General features: G+C 57.6%; 15 protein-coding genes. 8 read left to right on the forward strand and 7 right to left on the reverse strand.

Going from position 1 to position 17,914, the window contains the following annotated elements; genetic code table 11:
- From VMJ32_06065 to VMJ32_06075, 3 genes are all read left to right on the forward strand, one after another.
- The coding region (locus VMJ32_06065) for a glycoside hydrolase family 95 protein (GenBank protein HTQ38572.1) at positions 1–1,352 on the forward strand (1,352 nt) is incomplete at its 5' end.
- Positions 1,353–1,423: 71 nt separating this feature from the next.
- Entirely contained in the window at positions 1,424–2,407 is a 984-nt protein-coding gene (locus VMJ32_06070; protein HTQ38573.1) for an aldo/keto reductase, read from the forward strand.
- 308 nt (positions 2,408–2,715) lie between these two features.
- Positions 2,716–4,455 carry a porin gene (locus VMJ32_06075; protein HTQ38574.1) on the forward strand — a complete coding sequence of 580 codons (1,740 nt, stop codon included), beginning with the start codon at positions 2,716–2,718 and terminating at the stop codon, positions 4,453–4,455.
- A 161-nt stretch (positions 4,456–4,616) separates the two neighbouring features.
- Here the strand turns inward: VMJ32_06075 and VMJ32_06080 are convergent, their stop codons facing one another.
- Positions 4,617–6,416 (reverse strand): TolC family protein, encoded by a 1,800-nt coding sequence (locus tag VMJ32_06080; GenBank protein HTQ38575.1) that lies wholly within the window; start codon positions 6,414–6,416, stop codon positions 4,617–4,619.
- A 364-nt stretch (positions 6,417–6,780) separates the two neighbouring features.
- Between VMJ32_06080 and VMJ32_06085 the strand changes: the two genes are divergently transcribed.
- From VMJ32_06085 to VMJ32_06095, 3 genes are all read left to right on the forward strand, one after another.
- A complete protein-coding gene (locus VMJ32_06085; GenBank protein HTQ38576.1) occupies positions 6,781–10,032 on the forward strand; it encodes an efflux RND transporter permease subunit in 3,252 nt (1,083 codons plus the stop codon).
- A 182-nt stretch (positions 10,033–10,214) separates the two neighbouring features.
- Positions 10,215–11,492, forward strand: coding sequence for an efflux RND transporter periplasmic adaptor subunit (locus VMJ32_06090; GenBank protein ID HTQ38577.1), 1,278 nt, complete (start codon positions 10,215–10,217; stop codon positions 11,490–11,492).
- A gap of 84 nt (positions 11,493–11,576) precedes the next feature.
- Entirely contained in the window at positions 11,577–11,993 is a 417-nt protein-coding gene (locus VMJ32_06095; protein ID HTQ38578.1) for a HEAT repeat domain-containing protein, read from the forward strand.
- A gap of 86 nt (positions 11,994–12,079) precedes the next feature.
- On the opposite strand, the gene VMJ32_06100 is transcribed toward VMJ32_06095, so the two are convergent.
- Together VMJ32_06100 and VMJ32_06105 are read right to left on the reverse strand one after the other, a co-directional pair.
- The gene (locus tag VMJ32_06100; protein HTQ38579.1) at positions 12,080–13,819 is read right to left on the reverse strand and encodes a thiamine pyrophosphate-dependent enzyme; all 1,740 of its coding nucleotides are present in this window, start codon (positions 13,817–13,819) and stop codon (positions 12,080–12,082) included.
- Between the two features lie 130 nt (positions 13,820–13,949).
- A complete protein-coding gene (locus tag VMJ32_06105) occupies positions 13,950–14,213 on the reverse strand; it encodes a hypothetical protein (protein ID HTQ38580.1) in 264 nt (87 codons plus the stop codon).
- Between the two features lie 40 nt (positions 14,214–14,253).
- Here VMJ32_06105 and VMJ32_06110 point away from each other — a divergent pair, with 40 nt between their 5' ends.
- Together VMJ32_06110 and VMJ32_06115 are read left to right on the forward strand one after the other, a co-directional pair.
- Entirely contained in the window at positions 14,254–14,466 is a 213-nt protein-coding gene (locus VMJ32_06110) for a hypothetical protein (protein ID HTQ38581.1), read from the forward strand.
- A 374-nt stretch (positions 14,467–14,840) separates the two neighbouring features.
- Positions 14,841–15,263 (forward strand): VOC family protein, encoded by a 423-nt coding sequence (locus tag VMJ32_06115; protein ID HTQ38582.1) that lies wholly within the window; start codon positions 14,841–14,843, stop codon positions 15,261–15,263.
- Between the two features lie 5 nt (positions 15,264–15,268).
- Here VMJ32_06115 and VMJ32_06120 read toward each other — a convergent pair whose 3' ends face one another.
- From VMJ32_06120 to VMJ32_06135, 4 genes are all read right to left on the reverse strand, one after another.
- Positions 15,269–15,616, reverse strand: coding sequence for a hypothetical protein (locus tag VMJ32_06120; GenBank protein ID HTQ38583.1), 348 nt, complete (start codon positions 15,614–15,616; stop codon positions 15,269–15,271).
- Positions 15,613–15,864: a hypothetical protein gene (locus VMJ32_06125; protein ID HTQ38584.1), complete on the reverse strand. Its 252-nt coding sequence runs from the start codon at positions 15,862–15,864 to the stop codon at positions 15,613–15,615. The genes VMJ32_06120 and VMJ32_06125 overlap by 4 nt, the downstream gene beginning before the upstream one ends.
- Positions 15,865–16,028: 164 nt before the next feature.
- The gene (locus tag VMJ32_06130) at positions 16,029–17,516 is read right to left on the reverse strand and encodes a glutamate synthase subunit beta (protein HTQ38585.1); all 1,488 of its coding nucleotides are present in this window, start codon (positions 17,514–17,516) and stop codon (positions 16,029–16,031) included.
- Positions 17,517–17,586: 70 nt separating this feature from the next.
- Entirely contained in the window at positions 17,587–17,898 is a 312-nt protein-coding gene (locus VMJ32_06135) for a hypothetical protein (protein ID HTQ38586.1), read from the reverse strand.
- Positions 17,899–17,914: the final 16 nt, after the last annotated feature.

Raw genomic sequence — 17,914 nt, forward strand, 5'->3', positions numbered from 1 at the left:
ACCAGCGAATCGCCAACTTCGCCACGACCGCCGATCCACAATTGCCGGCGCTGTACTTTCAATTCGGACGCTATCTGCTCTTGAGCTGTTCCCGGCCGGGCGGTCAGCCGGCTAATCTGCAGGGCCTGTGGAACGAGAGCATGAACCCGATGTGGGGAAGCAAGTACACCATCAACATCAATACCGAGATGAACTATTGGCCGGCGGAAACGTGCAATCTGGCGGAGTGCGCCGAGCCGCTCATCCAAATGGTGACCGATTTAGCCCAGACCGGCGCCCGCACCGCCCAGGTTCAGTACGGCGCGCGGGGTTGGGTGGCCCATCATAACACTGATTTGTGGCGCGCCACCGCTGCCATCGACGGGCCGCAATATGGCATGTGGCCGACTGGCGGCGCGTGGCTGTGCATGCATTTGTGGGACCATTACCTGTACAGCGGCGATCAGGCGTACTTGGCACGGATGTATCCGGTCCTCAAAGGCGCGGCCACGTTTTTCCTCGATACGCTGGTGGAAGATCCGGATACAAAATACCTGGTCACGTGTCCCTCGTTATCGCCCGAGCATGGCCATGGCCACGGCAATACCAGTGTGTGCGCCGGACCGGCCATGGATTGCGAGATAATTCGCGATTTGTTTACCGCCGTCCAGCAGGCTGCGAAAATTTTGAATGTGGACGAGGAATTTCGCAATCAGGTGGCGGCGGCGCGCGACCGATTGCCGCCGCTGAAAATCGGATCAGCCGGGCAGTTGCAGGAATGGCAGGCCGATTGGGACATGACGGCCAGCGACCTTCATCATCGCCACGTTTCGCATTTGTACGCGCTGTTTCCCAGCAACCAAATTACCGTGCGCGGCACGCCGGATCTGGCCGCCGCCGCGAAAAAATCGCTGGAAATTCGGGGCGACAAGGCCACCGGCTGGGGGCTGGCGTGGCGCTTGAATTTGTGGGCGCACCTGTTGGACGGTGAGCATGCCAACAAAATTCTCGCGATGCTGCTCTCGCCGGAGCGAACGTATCCCGACATGTTCGATGCGCATCCGCCGTTCCAAATCGACGGCAATTTCGGCGCGACGGCCGGGATTGCCGAAATGCTGCTCCAATCGACCGCCGAGGGAATCGAACTTTTGCCGGCCTTGCCCAGCGCCTGGCCCGATGGTTCGTTCACAGGGCTTCGCGCGCGCGGCGGTTTCGAAATCGATTGCACGTGGCGCGGCGGCAAGTTGCAAACCGCCACGATCCGCAGCACGCTGGGAAACCCGTGCAAAATTCGCTACGGCGATTTAGTGCGGGAGCTGGCGATCGAAAAAGGCCAAGCGATTCGCATTAACGGCACTTTGACGACCGATTGATGCTCCGCAGCCAGACTGGTTACACTGAAACGGTCTGTTTCATAATCCGTTTTCGCAGCGAAGCATAACGCATGAACTATCGCACGTTCGGCAGCATCGGTTGGAAAGTGTCGGAAATTAGTTTTGGCGCCTGGGCCATTGGCGGCTCGTGGGGAAAGCAAAGCGACGAGGTATCACTGGCGGCGCTGCACCGCGCGCTCGACCTGGGCGTGAATTTCATCGACACGGCCGACGTGTATGGCGACGGACGCAGCGAGCGGTTGATTGCCCAACTGCGGCGCCAGCGGAAAGAGCCGTTTTACGTGGCCACCAAGGCGGGGCGGCGACTAAATCCGCACACGGCCGACGGTTACAACGAAAAAAATCTCACACAGTTCATCGAGCGCAGTCTGAAGTATTTGGAAGCCGAGAGCCTGGATCTCCTGCAACTGCATTGCCCGCCGACAGACGTCTACTATCGACCCGAAGTGTTTGCGGCGCTGGATCGGCTGAAGGCCGCGGGAAAAATTCGCCATTACGGCGTGAGCGTGGAACGGGTGGAAGAAGCATTAAAAGCGATCGAATACCACGGCGTGCAAAGCGTGCAAATTATTTTCAACATGTTCCGGCATCGGCCCGCGGAGTTGTTTTTTCCGGAAGCCAAGCGGCGAAACGTGGCGATCATTGTGCGCGTGCCGCTGGCCAGCGGGCTGCTGACGGGAAAATTGCAGCGGAACACCACATTCGAGCCGGACGATCATCGGCAATTCAACCGCCACGGCGAAATGTTCGATCGAGGCGAAACTTTTTCCGGCGTCGATTACGATACGGGCTTGGAAGTTGTCGAGCAAATTCGCGCGCTCTTTCCGGCCGGCCCTACGCTGGCACAGTGGGCCCTACGCTGGATTTTGATGTTCGACGCGGTTTCGACCATTATTCCCGGCGCCAGGCGCCCGGCCCAAGTGGAAGACAATGCCGCGTCATCGACGTTGCCGCTTCTAACCGAGCCGCAAATAGCGGCAATTCGGAAGCTGTATGACCAGCGCATTCGACCGCTGGTCCATCAGCGGTGGTAGCCGATCGCACCAGCAGTGGTAGCACCGCCTGCGCGATCATTCGAAGTTTGCACCCGCGAAAATCGAACTGCCTTTCTTTTAAGCACGCTTTGCTCTGGCATGATGCGTTGAATTGGCAAACTGTGCCGATTAACGGGGAGCTTCTCGATAATACGGGAAATACCGCCGAAAACGATTGTAACGGCTGTGCTCAGGGCAACGGTCGTAATGATTTTTCGGCGGCTGACTCGACAGCGAGAGGCGATCTATGGAACCCGCGTGGATTTAACAGTGCTTCGTCCACAATCCAGATCGCAAGGAATCCGGTCGTGATCAATCGCTTTTTAATTGTCATTGTCGCAGTCATCGTGTTGCCGCTCATTGGCGCAGGCGCTGCGCACGCCCAAACCGATACGCCGCCGCCTGCTGTTTTCAATCCGGCTGTTGCTTTCGATGGGGCGGGTGCTTCGAATCCTGCTTCCGCAGCCGATTTGCAAAGACTCTACAACCGGCTGGAACAGCAGGACGAAGAACTGCGCCAATTGCGCGATCAGTTGGGCACGCTGCAAAACGAAGTCCGCGTGTTGCCCCCCGTCTCGAACGGCGAATTTCCGGCGCCGCAGCCTGCCGGAGTTGTTCCCGCCGGCGCGGCCGAAAGCCCGCAAGTTTTCCAGCTGCAAGACCGCCTGGACGCCATGGAAAAGCGGCTGGACGATCAAGCGGCCCAGCATCCGTCCGTCGGCAACAGCAGCGCCGATGGTTACGAAGTGGGCAGCGATTTGCATTTCTCGGCGACTTGGAATAAGGGCTTGCAGTTCGAAACGCCCAATAAGGATTTTCGCTTTCACGTGGGCGGCGTGCTGCAATTCGATTTGAATTATTTCGACAATCCGCCGGGAATTCAAAATCCCGCATCCAAGGGCGGCATCGGCCCGCAGCCCGATTCGCTCGATTTCCGCCGCATCCGGCTCCGCATGGACGGCACCATGTATGAAGTGTTCGACTGGATCGTGCAGGTCGACTTCGCGAACATGGTCACACCCGCCGGCACGCCCAACGCGCAGTCTCCGGCCACCACAAGCCCAGCCTTCGACGAAATGTACATCAATTGGGGCGACATCCCGTACATCGGAAATTTGCGTTTCGGCAACATCAAGGAGCCGATGGGCTTTGAACACATGATGACCGATTCGCAGTTGCCGTTCATGGAGCGTTCGTATTTGCAGGACTTTGTGTTCGGCCCATTCAACGGCGGTTATGCGCCAGGCATCGAGATGATCAATTGGCGTCAGGATCTGTCTGCCACGTGGTCTCTAGGTTGGTTTGGCGCCGACGACGACCAATTTGGCTTCAGCTTGGGCAACGATTATGCGGGCACCGGCCGACTCACGTGGTGTCCTTATTATGATGAACCGTCGGGTGGCGCCTACATGATGCACTTGGGAGTGTCCGGCAGCGTTCAAAGCACCGACGAAGGGTTTGTGCGGTTGCGAACACGGGGCGATATTCGCAGCGGACCGCCAGGTATTTTGAATCCGATTTATGTCGACACCAATTATACCGGCACCATTAACGCCAATTCGCAAAACATTTTTTGCGGCGAATTTGCCTGCGTGATGGGCTCGTTCAGCGTGGTCGCGGAATATGCCGGCTCGACAATTCCCAACGCTACAATTTCCGGCGTCGATCACGGTACGCCGCTGTTTCAGGGCGGTTACGTTCAGTGCGCATATTTGTTGACCGGCGAACACGAAGTTTACGACCGCAAACGGGCCACGTTTGAGCGAATTGTGCCGTACGAAAATGCATTCTGGGTTCACGACGCCAACGGCAATTGCTGCCACGGCTGGGGCGCGTGGCAAATTTTAGCGCGGTATAACACCATTGATCTGAACGACAACGGCATTACCGGCGGCGAGCTCAACAGCTTCACCTTGGGCCTGAATTGGATTTGGAATGCCCAGGCCCGGATGCAGTTTAACTACGATTTCACCGACCGCAGCGCCGTCAAAACCACGCCGCAAGCGGATATCAACTCGGTGGGCACGCGGTTTAGCTTCGATTTTTGACGCGCCGCTTGATGGGTGCTCCAGCGTTGGGTGGTGGCCAATTTGAACATAGCCCGACTGTGTCAGTCGGGAAAAGCGGCTGTCGGAATTTCAAATTGTCCCACCACCCAGCGTTGAAGCTGCAGATTCGTAAGCTTGCACCGCGAGAGCCGTGCTTGCTGTTAGCGGTGCTCTGCCGGCTTATACGCTGCCGCTACGGCTGGCGCCATTTGCGGCGGGCGCTGCCCGTCGATCGGTTGCACATCGCCCCAGGCCGGGTTGCAGGTGACTTGTTGTGCGGGATAACCCAGCGCGTGATACAGCCGAAATTCGGCGCGGTTGTAGTCGTTCACACTGGAGTAATAATCGCTGTAAGCCTGCCGCAATTGCAGCAGGGCCGCGGTCACTTCCTGCGGGCGAATGACCAATTGCAGTTGATTGCCGACCTGAATGGTTTCGCTCAACCCTTTCAAGTTGCCTTCGAACGAAACCTCGGCGGCGGCTAAGCCGTATTCGGCCTGTTTAATCCGCGTCGCGGCCGCCACCACTTGGGCCTGTGCTTGCGCAATCTCGGCAGCCACTTGATCTTGAAGGCGGAATAATTCGACCATCGCTTGCCGCTGTTCTCCCTGGCGCTCGTGTACTAAGCCGGCGTTCCCGGCCCCCAGGTTTTGCAGTTGCCATATCACTTGGAAATCCCAATCGCTGCGGCCGGTCGAAACCGGATCATGACCCGTGAGGTTGGCTTCGTAAAAGCCCGCTCCCAAAGTGTCGCTTGGGTTGGCGGAGCCTTGCACCACCAGGCTGGGAATCAGCGGACGCATGCGCTCTTGTTTGAGTCGATCGATCGTGGCCTTTACCACCGACTGTTGCGACGCCAATTCCGGGCGGCCGAGCAATCCTTCCGGAATGAGCTGATCCACGGTTTCCTCCGGCGGAACCACGGTGACTTGCAGGTGCGGCGCCTCCAACGGCACAACTACCGCCGCCGGATTGAGCCGGAGAACGCGCGTCAGGTTCGCACTGTTCACGCGCCAATCTTCACGCGCGGTCGTCGCTTGTTGTTCCAACTCGGCCAGTGTCGTTTCAGCCCGTTGGATTTCGATCGGTGCGGCCAGGCCTTGCGCCAGCGACTGCACGGTTTTCACTAATTCTTTCCCTTTGGCAACCGAATCCTCGGAGCCGGCCAGCACGCCGCGCGCTTGCTGAACCAAGAAATAGGCGTCGGTCATGGAAAGCAGGGCGTCGTTTTTCGCCGCTTGAATGTCGTAATTTCGGGCCCGATAAAGTTGCTGAGCGGCCAGCGGCGTGTAAATGGCGTCGGTCAGGGCGAAAATCGCCTTCAGTCCGCCGCCGGTCAAAAATTGATTGCGGTCATTGATCGACACATCGCCGGTCGTTCGCTCTTGGCCGCCATCGTGGCGTTGGTAATCGCTCCCCAAAATCAGGTCGGGCACCCACAACACCTGCGCTTGTTGGAGGCGCCCGGCTGCAGTCATTTCGCTTGCCACGGCCGCTTGAATGACCAACGGCCGAGCATCCGCCAGCCGCATGGCTGTAGCCAAATTAATAGGCAGAGTTTGATCAGTTTGCTCGGGCTGTGCCGCCGCAATATCGGGGGCACCGGTTGCGTTGATGAGATCAGGCGCAAAACCGGACGCCGGCTCCGGCGATACGTAGGAACTTGGGCACGGTCGTGGCGCGGAAGGTGGTTGAAGCTGGTAATTCGGTCGCGGATCGATATTTCCAACCGGATGGTTTTGCTGCGCACTAATTCCCGCGGCCGGCTGACCTTGTGGAGAAATGTAACCACCATTCGGCTGCCCGGGAGGCGGAACGTAGCTGTTAGCTGGCTGATCGGACGGAGAATAACCGGCGGCCGGCTGCCCCGGCGGAACCATTTCCGTATTCTGGGCGTAGACGCCAGAAAACGGCCAAGGAACAAGCAATATGCAAATGGCCAGTTTAAAGCTACTTTTCACGGTTTAGCTCCATAACTGGCATGATTTACAGGGGGTAACAGACGGATTTTCAGCCTCTGCGGCCCCCTTCATGGCAAACGGTATCATCGGCATTGCCGGTCTGTAACCGGAGTTTTTTAGGCCTTAAGGTTGACCCAGTCGTATTAAACGTATGCTGACGTGCATGCTTGCTGGCAAGAGGGATCGTAATGAGGTCCAGACAGGGGAATGGGTTGTCAAGCCAGCAACGTAAATCCATTGATAGCGTTGGACTTATGCCGGTTTTTTGTCCTTCGTGGTGACCTTTCAACGTACATTTCTCTAAGCTGTCGAGCGTTGGAAAAATAAGCCTATCTGGGCTGACCGCAGTTGTCAGGAGTTGAGCGTGAGGCTGATCGTCTTTGCCATGCGGCATCCGGTGACGACCGTGATGCTGGTTGTCTCGATTGTGCTGGGCGGCTGCCTTGCGCTATCGCGGATGCGCATCGACATTTTTCCGCCGATCAACATGCCGCAAATTTACGTCTTCTGCAATTACGGCGGCATGGACCCGGGGCAAATGGAAGGCTTGCTGGTCAACCAGTTCGAAATCGCCTTTCAGTACGTCGATGGGGTGAAGGCCATCGAATCACGCTCCATTTCGCAAGTGGCGGTCATCAAGCTCTCGTTTTATCCCGATACGGATATGGCTAAGGCCATGGCCTCGGTTGTCAGTCAGGCGAATCGCGCCCAGGCCACCATGCCCCCCAATGTGTTGCCGCCGCTGATCATGCAAATGGATGCGGGCAGCGTGCCGGTGGGTTATCTCGTGCTGCAAAGCAAAACGGCTTCGCTGGGCACGATGGGAGATTTGGCGCAAATGCGAATTCGCGCCCTCGTCCAATCCAACGTCCCCGGCACCGTGGCCACTTCCCCCTTTGGAACGAACGTGCGGGCCATCGTCATCAGCGTCGACCCCGATCGCTTGCGCTCCTACGATTTGACGCCCGAAGACGTGGTTTCCGCCGTGCAAGCCGGCAACTTTATCAGTCCGTCGGGCAACGCATACATCCAGGACGAAATGCCGCTGGTGCCCAACAATGCGATGATTCGCAATGCGGCCGAATTCGGAAATATCCCGATCAAAACCGGTCAGAACGTTTATGTGCGCGACGTCGGCGTCGTGGCCGACGCCACCGATTTGAACTACGGCTACGCTTTGGTCAACGGCCACAAATCGGTCTATTTGCCCATCGTGAAGAAAAGCACGGCGTCGACATTGCAAGTCGTGGCCGATATTCACAAAGCCATGCCGCTGTTCAAAAGCGTGCTGCCCGATGATGTGGATTTAAGTTTTGAGTTCGACGAATCGCCGACCGTGGTTCGTTCAATCACGAATGTGGGAACGGAAGGCTTGATCGGCGCCACCCTGACCGGCCTGATGGTGCTGTTGTTCCTGCGAGACTGGCGGAGCGTCCTGGTGGTCGTGGCCAACATCCCGCTGGCGCTGTTGGGCGCGCTGTTCGCGCTGTGGGTGACCGGCTACACCATCAACATCATGACGCTGGGTGGTTTGGCGCTGGCGATTGGCATTTTGGTCGACGAGGCCACCGTATCGATCGAAAACATTCACGTCCAAATGACGCGCACCCCGTCGTTGGCCAGGGCCGTGGAACGGGGCGGCGCGGAAACCGCCATTCCACGATTTTTGGCCCTGGTCTGTATTTTGTCGGTCTTCATCCCGGCCTTCATTATGGCCGAGCCCATCCGGTCGTTTTTCGTGCCGCTGGCACTGGCCGTGGGCTTTGCCATGACGACTTCGTACTTTCTCTCCAGCACGCTGGTGCCCGTATTGTCGGTTTGGCTGCTCAAGCATCATGGCAAATCGCACGAAGAGCACGCACAAGGGCTGTTTGCACGCGTGGAGCGCGTGTTCGGCGGTGCGGTCAAGCAGCTTGTTCTCTGGCGCTGGGTCGTGGTTCCGGTCTATTTGGGCGTGTGCGGCGTGCTGATTGTCGTGGTGGGAACCAGCCTGGGAACGGAGTTATTCCCGCAAGTAGGGGCAGGAGAGTTCGTCTTGCGGTTTCGTGCTCCGCCGGGATCGAATTTTGAAATTACCCGCGAAATCGCCGTAAAAGCGCTGCAAATTATCGAGCAAGAGGCGGGCGGTCCCGGCAGCATCGACATTTCGATGGGCTTTGCCGGACAGCAAGCGCCCAACTACTCGATGAACAATTTGATTTTGTTCATGCGCGGTCCCGACGATGGCCAAATGCGCATCGCGCTGAATGAAAACTTCGGCGTGCGGCTGGATGAATTGCAGGAGCGCCTGCGAAAAGTGCTGCCGGAAAAAATCAAGCCCTGGCTGGCCACAGTGCTTCAGGAGAAAGGGCTAACTCCTGACTCCGCCAAACAACGGGCCGATTTAGTGACCTTCGGATTCGAGCCCGGCGACATCGTCAGCGAGGTGATGAGCTTCGGCTCTCCCACGCCCATCGAAGTGGCCGTGGCCAGCCCCAACATGGCCGATTCCAAATTGTTCGCCATGCAAATTAAAAAGGAACTCGAAAAGAACATCTTTCTAAGGGATATCGGCTTTCGCCAATCGCTGGATTACCCGACGGTGCCCGTACAAATTGATCGGGAACGGGCCGGCCTCAGCGGCTTAACCGCGCGGGACGTCGCCGACGCCATTTTGGTCAGCACTTCGTCCAGCCGTTACGTGGCCCGGAATTACTGGCGCGACCCAAAAACGGGCATCGATTACCAGGTGGAAGTGCTGGTGCCGACGCCACGCATGAATTCCTCACGGCAAGTGGAAACCATTCCGGTGCGGCACGTCAACGGCGGCGACGGCGGCTCCAACGTGTTGGTCCGCGACGTCGCCAACGTCAATGCCGGCTCGATGCCCGGTGAATACGACCGTAACACCATGCAGCGGTATGTGAGCTTGACCGCCAATGTGGAAGGGGAAGATTTGGGCCGCGCGGGACGACAAATTCACCAAGCCATTGAAACCGCCGGCACGCCCCCCAAGGGCGTGCGCGTGGAAGTGCGCGGACAAATCACGCCCATGGAAGAAATGTTCCGCTCAATGGGCATCGGATTGGTCGCGGCGGTGGTCACCATTTTGATTATGCTCACCGCGTATTTCGAATCGCCCCGTTTGGCGCTGTCGGCGCTGGGCGCGGTGCCAGGCGTGTTGACGGGGGTCGTTTTGATTCTGTTCATTACCAGGACCACGCTGAACATTGAATCGTTCATGGGGTCCATCATGTGCGTCGGCGTTTCGCTGGCCAACTCGGTGATGATGGTTTCGTTTATTTCCCGCGATTGGCGGCAAGGAAAAAACACGTTTGAGGCGGCCTGGTCGGGCGCACAGGAACGGTTACGGCCCATTTTAATGACCGCTTGTGCCATGACGGCCGGCATGGTGCCGATGGCCTTGGCGCTGGAACACGGCACCCAAATGCAAGCGCCATTGGGGCGCGCGGTCATCGGCGGCTTGGTGTTTTCCACTTTTGCCACCCTATTTATTGTGCCGGCCGTGTTTGCGCTGCTGATGGGCAAGAAACCTGCGGTTTCGTTGTCGATGCACCCGGACGATCCGGAAAGCGCCCATTACCATGAAAATCGCGGAGAAGAGGGGAGTAAATGATGAGTTCGATCCAGGAAACGCTCTCGGGCAAGCTACATTTGATAGATTTACTACTGACCCGACGCGGTTGCTAAGGCGATGGCATGAAGCACATCTGTTTACCATTGGCGACGCTCTGCAGCCTACTCTGCGGCTGTTCCGATTCTGCGCGCTCCACGGCGCCAGTCATCGAGTTAAAACCCATGGTAACGGTGACGCAGCCCCAGGAGCGCACCATTCATCGCACCGTGGCCCAACCGGGAATGATTATGCCGTACGAGCAAACCGCGATTTATTCCAAAGTCGCCGGGTTCGTGCAAAAATGGAACGTGGATATTGGGGCGCACGTCAAAAAAGACGATTTGTTGGCCGAAATTCTGGTTCCTGAGTTGGCGGAAGAACTGAAGGAAAAGGAAGCCCTGGTCGAGCAGCAAGAGGCCATGGTCAAGCAAAGCGAGCAGTTGGTGCACGTGGCCGAAAGCAATTCGCAGTCTGCCGAAGACGCTGTGGCCGAAGCGCAAGCGAACGTCGCACGCTATACCGCCGACGTCGAACGCTGGCAGGGAGAGCTGGATCGGCTCAATAAAATGGTGAAGGACCAAGTGGTCAATCCGGAAGTACTGGCAGAAACGCAAAATACGGCCAAGGCGAGCAAAGCTGCTTACGATGCGGCCGTGGCGGCGGTCAAATCGAAGGAATCAGAGCGGTTGTCAGCCGTGGCCCAGGTTGATAAATCCAAGGCCGATTTGAACGCTGCCCAAGCTCAAGTGAAAGTTGCCCAAGCCGACGAGCGCCGCGTGGCCGCCATGTTTGCCTACACCAAAATTACCGCGCCTTACGACGGCGTCATCACCACACGCAACATCAATACCGGCGACTTTGTTCGTCCGGCTTCCGGCGACGCATCCGGTGGCGAGGAGGGGGGCTCCACCCGCGTAACTTCTATTCCCTTGTTCGTCGTCGCCCGCACCGATCCCATGATGTTTGTCATCGGCGTCCCCGAGATGGACGCTCCCTATGTCAGCGCCGGCACCAAAGCGTCGCTGCGGCTGCAAGCCTTGGCCGAGCGTGAATACGATGTTCCCGTCACCCGCACCTCGCTGGCCCTGCGAAATCAAAGCCGCACGTTGCAGGCCGAAATCGATCTGCCCAACCCCAAAGACGAACTGCTGCCGGGCATGTATGCCTACGGCTCGATAGAAATCGAGCGGCCCAAGGTGTGGGCCATTCCCAACTCGGCAATCGTGGAAATCGGCAATCGGATGTGTTGCTATTTGGTCGTCGATGGCGTCGCTGCTCGGACGCAAATTCAGGCCGGCATCAGCGACGGCGCCTGGACGGAAGTTGTCCAATGGCGACCCTATCCCTCCAGCGGCCAACCGGGTGCTTGGGAAGATTTCAACGGCTCCGAACACGTGATTGACGGCGATTTGTCGGAAGTTTCCGATGGCAAGCAAGTTGCCGTGGAAGCGGCAAAGTAACCGGGCCATGCTATGGTTGAGTAACCAAGACGGCCGAGGCGATTTGCTTCGGTTCATGGTGAAGATTAACCGGAAAGAAATGCCATGCGTCAAAACGTGCTGCTGATCATTGTCGCAGGAATATTGATTTGCGTGGGCTGCAACAGCGAGCCTTCCACGGATACATCCAAACTTCCGCAGCCGGTAAATGTAACAGTGCAGCCCACGGACGGTCAGCCTGCGCAAATCGCCGCCGCCGACGCTTTGGGACGCATTGGGCAACCGGCCGCGCAGGCCCTTTCAGAATCGCTCGCCGATGCCGATCCAATCGTTCGGCTGCAATCGTGCCGGGCGCTGGCTTACATGGGCGCGCAAGCCAAAGACGCCGTGCCGGCGCTGGTGCGTGCATTAAGCGATCCTGAACAGGCTGTGCGGGAAGAAGCCGCCGCGGCGCTGGGACAAGTGGGCCAACCGGCGGCCCCTGCCGTGCCCGCCCTCATGCAAATGCTGCGCGGGAAGTGAGTGTGTGGTGAGTAGTAAGTTGGACAGGTACGGCGTGACGTTCCAAGTGAAATACGATATTACCCCTCACCCCTCACTACTCACTCCTATCCATAATTCAGCCGGTCGGGCACGCTGCGACCGATCGGCACGTCGATCAGCCGCGGTTTGTCACCGGCCAGCGATTGCTTCACTGCATCACTTAACTCGTCCGGCTCCGTAATCCGGATTGCATCTACCCCCAGCGAATTGGCCAGGGCCACCATGTCGATCTCTGGCTCGACAATATCCATTCCCACAAATTTTCCGGCCAATGCATGCGGCAGTTGCAAGCCCGCCGCGCCGACCTTGAGAATTTGATATTGGGCGTTATTTGCAATCACAAACGTGACCGGAATGCGATGATGTGCCGCCGACCACAATCCTTGAATGCCATACATGGCCGCGCCTTCCCCCAAAATGGCCATGACCGGGCGCTCCGGCCACGCCAGCTTCGCGCCAATCGCCACGCCTAAACCCCAGCCCAGCGCCCAACCGCGATGGCCAAAATATCCCGACGTGTTTTTTAGCGCGCCCAATCGCTCCAACAGCGTGTTGGTCGTGGTGACCGCTTCTTCCACAACGGCGACATCTGGAGGCAGCACGCGGGCAATCGCCGCCATGAAAGCCAGCGGCGAAAGCGGGCGCTCCTGGCCAGTAGCCTCGCATTCTTGCCAGGCAGCCTTACAGGCTGCCGCATGATTGCGGGCGTAATCTTCGATGCGTTGGGCTGCGGCTTTTTTCTGCTGATCTGTCATTCGCTGCGCCAAGATGGCCTCTAATTCCGCCAGCCCAGTTTTCGTGTCGCCGATTAGGCCCACTTCCAGCGGGTAATTTTTTCCCAGTTGATAAGGATCTTCATCCAGATGAACCAGCCGGATATGTTCGGGAATCGCCCGGGCCGGCTCGTAATACACGTATTGCCGAAGCAAATCCATGCCGGCCACGAACAGCACGTCGTAATCTTTCAGCCGCTGGCGCACCTCCGGGGACCAAAGCGGCAAGCCCTGCGCATACAGCGGATGATCGCAGGGAAAACCAAGCCGGCCGTGCGTGGTGCCACTTTCGGAAATGACCGGCACTCCCAACCGCTCCGCCAAGCGAGCCAGCTCTTCCACGGCGTCAGCCTCCTGCACACGGCTGCCGACTAAAATGGCGGCGTTTTTCGCGCTGAGCAAAACTTCGGCCGCTCGCTGCAAACCATCCAGCGGCGGACGCACACGGCGATCGGGCAGCCCCGCCGGAGTTAAATCCAGCCCCTCGGCCACGGCCGATTGCACGTCCATCGGCAGCGACATAAACACAGGGCCAGTCGGTGGCGTCACAGCCATTTGAATGGCGCGGCGCGTGGCGGCGGGCAAATCTTCCACGCGCTCCACTTCGACGGCCCATTTGGTCCAGGGGCGGACCACGTCGACCATGCGACCCCATAAAATGGGCTCTTCGAATTTCAACCGCCGATCCTGCTGGCCGGCCGTAACCAACAGGGGCGTGCCTTCGCGGAAGGCGTTGTACAACATGCCCATCCCGTTGCCCAGTCCGCAACAAATGTGCAAGTTGACCACCGCCAAAGAGCGCGAAGCCATGGCGAAACCATCGGCCATGGCCACGAGCGGTACTTCTTGCAGGCCCAAGATGTACTGAAAGCGCGGGTCGCCCGCCAAAGCATCATTCAGCGGCAATTCCGTGGTGCCGGGATTGCCGAAAATATGCCGCACACCCCCCGCGGCAAGCAGTTCCAAAAAGGCATCGATTCCGCGCACTGGCATGACGCCGTCGACCGTAAGGGCTGAGATGGCCGTGATCAACAACGATCCCAGTGTACGGCACTAACGGCAGGAATCAACCGGACAAAGGATGCCCCTCGAACAATCCGCAACCGCTGAATAATTCGGGCACTGTGCAGCGTGTTGGATCGGAGTCGGAAATCGATCTTTTTTACTGCGTTGTCGTCCCCTTGGATTTCTGACCCACCACCGCGTCGCCGTCCGACATGCCTTCGTCGTGCGGCGGCCAGCTCACCGATCCAAAGCGGGTACTCGCCTGGTAGCAATGTTCCGAGCAGGGGGCGCAGCCGCTGTAACAGCCGCACTTATTGCACGGATCGGGCGTCGGCGGGCAGGCTTTCCAATCGCACCAATAGCTTTCGCCGCAGCCGCCGCCTGGGCAATTAAAAGTTTCCGAGTTGCAGCAATGGAACAAGCCGGTAATCCAGGAGCAATTGAAGGGCCAGAAGCAATCTTTGATTCCGTGGCCGCAGCCATCGCAGCAGCCCGAATCGCAACTGCCGCAGCTTGAACATGACGAACAGCCGCAGGAATTGCCGCACGAGCAGTTATTGCCGCAACCACAACTGCCGCAATGGGTGCACTGGCTGCAACCACCGCTGGAGCACTCGCCGCATCCTGAGCCGCCGCACTGGCCGCAGCTGCCGCATGTATCGCAACCGCCGTAGCAGCCGTTGCAATGGGTGTGCAGTCCGCACAGATAATCCATGCTGCAACAGCCTCCCGAGGCAGCCAGCCCCGTTGCAGCCAACACGACAGCACACAAAAATTGCTTCGTCATCAGAGTTACCCCCCCAAATTGCTATCTGACCGGCACCGCTTTGCCGACAAGACCAGCGCGGCTGCCTGGAAGCGTTATCGGCCGGCAGAATCGGCAGAATCGAGAAAATCGTTACAACCGGCCCAGGTTCTGCCTGAGAGAATTCGTTTTAGCGTAAAAGCCGGTTCCCCTTGGAGATGCGCTACCAGCTGCCACTGGGATGACTTATCATGCAAATTGTAGCGCATTGGCAAATATGACATTTCTGCAGAGATCGCTTCCATGCCTGCCCCCCTGCCAATTTCGGCTCTCAACCACGTCGCCCTGGTCACGCGCCGTCTCGATGCTAGCAAGCAGTTTTATTGCCAAGCGCTGGGTTTTCAGGAAGTGCCCCGGCCGAATTTCAAGTTTACCGGTGCGTGGCTCTACGGACATGGACTGTGCATTCATTTGCTCGGCCACGACCAATCTGCGGGCGAAGTGACCGTGCCGCCGGGCGGCGAAATTCGCACTCGCGATTATCACATGGCGCTGCATACTAACGATCTACCGGCGGTCGAACGTTTGCTCCAAGAACACGGCATTCCATTCCGGCGAAATCAACAAGCCGACACCGGCGTTCAGCAGTTGTTTTTCCGCGACCCCGACGGCTTTCACATCGAAGTGGGCACGTACCCGTCGTCGTCGAAGAATGGCTCGAGTTAACCCAATCACTCAATCAGCACGGACCGCTGAGGAAAATTTATTTCAAGCCGGTGGGCACGAAGAAGCCGCGTGCCGATCAAGATTTCGTTGCCAGCAACAAATGTTACTTCGGCCAGAAGAGTTTGCCCATTGAAAGGGAATTTGACCGAGTAAGCGTCTTCTTCAATGCTCTGGCCTCCGGCTAACGCAGATTCGATGCGGCCAATAAATTGCGCACGCAATTGATCTTTAAGTTGCAACGGCAACTCTAAATCACCATTAAAACCCGTGCCGATAATTGCCGACCATTGCCTGCCCGCCACGGTGAGTGTTATGAGAGGAACACCATCAGGAGAGACCGTCCCACGGATCAACGGCGACCTCCTTTCCGAAGGTAGGTTTCATAACCAACACGAATGAAGAAAAGCGGCTTGGATGTGCCGGCATCTTCTAATTGATGTGCGATGTCGGCGGCCGATTCTCCGAACCAAATTTGCCCTGTGGCCGGATCAATACCAGCCGCTTGGCCTTTTCGGTCCGAGAGATCGTGGTTTGCCGCGTACTCGCTCCAAATTTGTTTGGCACGTTCAGTTTCGATATCTGTCCATGCTTCTGTAGACATCGCCAAAACTCCGAGCAAATCGAAACTGTGTAAACCGCTCCCCAATGTGATTATTATAGCACTTTGCCTAATTTAGATGTACGCCGAGGTAAGTTCGAAAGGTCGAAGATTCGGTAACCGTTTGCATACGACAGCAAAGACTATCACAGGAATGACTCACGTTCCTACTTCCAGGCGAAATCGCCCGCGTTGACGCTGGGCAAATGCGACACGCCCATGAGATATTTATCCACAGCCCGCGCCGCCTCGCGCCCTTCGTGAATGGCCCACACCACCAGCGATTGCCCGCGGCGCAAATCGCCCGCGGCAAACACACCGGGCTGGCTGGTCGTGTAATTGCCGTCGGTTTTCACGTTGCCACGGGGGTCCATTTCCAAATTCAAATCGGAAATCGGGCCGCGCTTTTCCGGGCCGACAAAACCCATCGCCAACAAAACCAACTGGCACGGCCAGACCTCCTGTGTGCCGGAAACTTCCTTGAACACGTGTCGCCCCTGCTCGTCTTTAACCCATTCGATGCGCACGGTTACAAGACTTTCCACGTGGCCGGCCGAATCGCTGCGAAATTCCTTGGTCAAAATGCTCCATTCGCGGCGGCAGCCTTCTTCGTGAGAGGTGCTGGTGCGCAAAATCATGGGCCACAACGGCCACGGTGTGCCGGCCGGGCGCTGATCGGCCCGCGGATAATTGCCCACATCCGGCGGTTGCGGTAGCAGTTCGAACTGCGTCAGGCTTTTGCAACCTTGCCGATTGGAAGTGCCGTCGCAATCGCTCCCGGTGTCGCCGCCGCCGATCACGATCACGTCTTTATCGGTGGCGCGAATTTGCTCCGGGATTTTATCGCCTTGATTGACTTTGTTCTGCTGCGGCAAAAATTCCATGGCAAAGTAAATGCCGCTGAATTCACGCCCTGGGATGGGCAAATCGCGCCCCTGGGTGGCGCCGCCGCACAGCAAAATGGCGTCGTAATCGCGGCGCAAATCAGCCGTCGCCACGTTCACGCCGACGTGGGAGTTGCACTTAAACTCCACCCCTTCTTCTTCCAATTGTTTAATCCGCCGCCAAACGTGCGATTTTTCCAGCTTGAAATCGGGAATGCCGTACATCAGCAAGCCACCCGGCCGGTCGGCCCGCTCGAAAACGGTCACCGAATGTCCGGCGCGGTTGAGTTGTTGTGCCGCCGCCAAGCCCGATGGGCCGCTGCCAATGACGGCAACTTTTTTGCCGGTCCGCACCGTGGGCGGCTCTGGAATAATCCATCCCTCGTCGAAACCGCGGTCGGCGATGGAGCATTCAATTTGCTTGATCGCCACCGGGTCTTCGTTAATGCCCAGCACGCAGGCGGCTTCGCACGGGGCAGGGCACACTCGGCCGGTGAACTCCGGAAAGTTATTCGTGGCGTGCAGGCGATTGATGGCCTCGTGCCATTGGTCGCGGTATACCAAATCGTTCCAATCGGGAATGATGTTCCCCAGCGGGCAGCCGGTATGGCAAAACGGTACGCCGCAATCCATGCACCGGGCGCCCTGCTTGCGCAGCTCGTCGTCAGACAAAACCGTGAGAAATTCACGATAGTGCTTGATCCGTTCCGGAATCGGCTCTTTGCCGCTGGTCTTGCGGCCGTACTTCATAAACCCGCGAACATCACCCATCGAACCCGCCTGTTCGTTACGATTTAACTTACCGCAGAGACGCAGAGACACAGAGAAAAGATTGAAGCAATCATTTCCGAAATATAGGTATGAATATTTCCACCGCCAAAAGTAATAATCCAATGACCGCAAGAATTGTGAAAAAGGACAGCATCGAATGGATGCCTTTTGTCAATTCAAGCGATTGCTGTTGATTCGATTTAATTGTTTGAGTCGTGATTTTAATTTCTTGAAGACATTCCAACGATTCCGTGATATTTGTCAGTGTTTCATCATGGTGTGGTGATAACTCAGCAGTTGTCCTCGTAGCCGTTGGCTTTTCAGTACGGCTGTCGCCTTCTAGCCCTAACCAACTGGGATCAAATATTTCTTTCGATGGCATGATCTGCTGCCCCCAC

Source organism: Pirellulales bacterium (assembly GCA_035499655.1).
Lineage (GTDB): Bacteria > Planctomycetota > Planctomycetia > Pirellulales > JADZDJ01 > DATJYL01.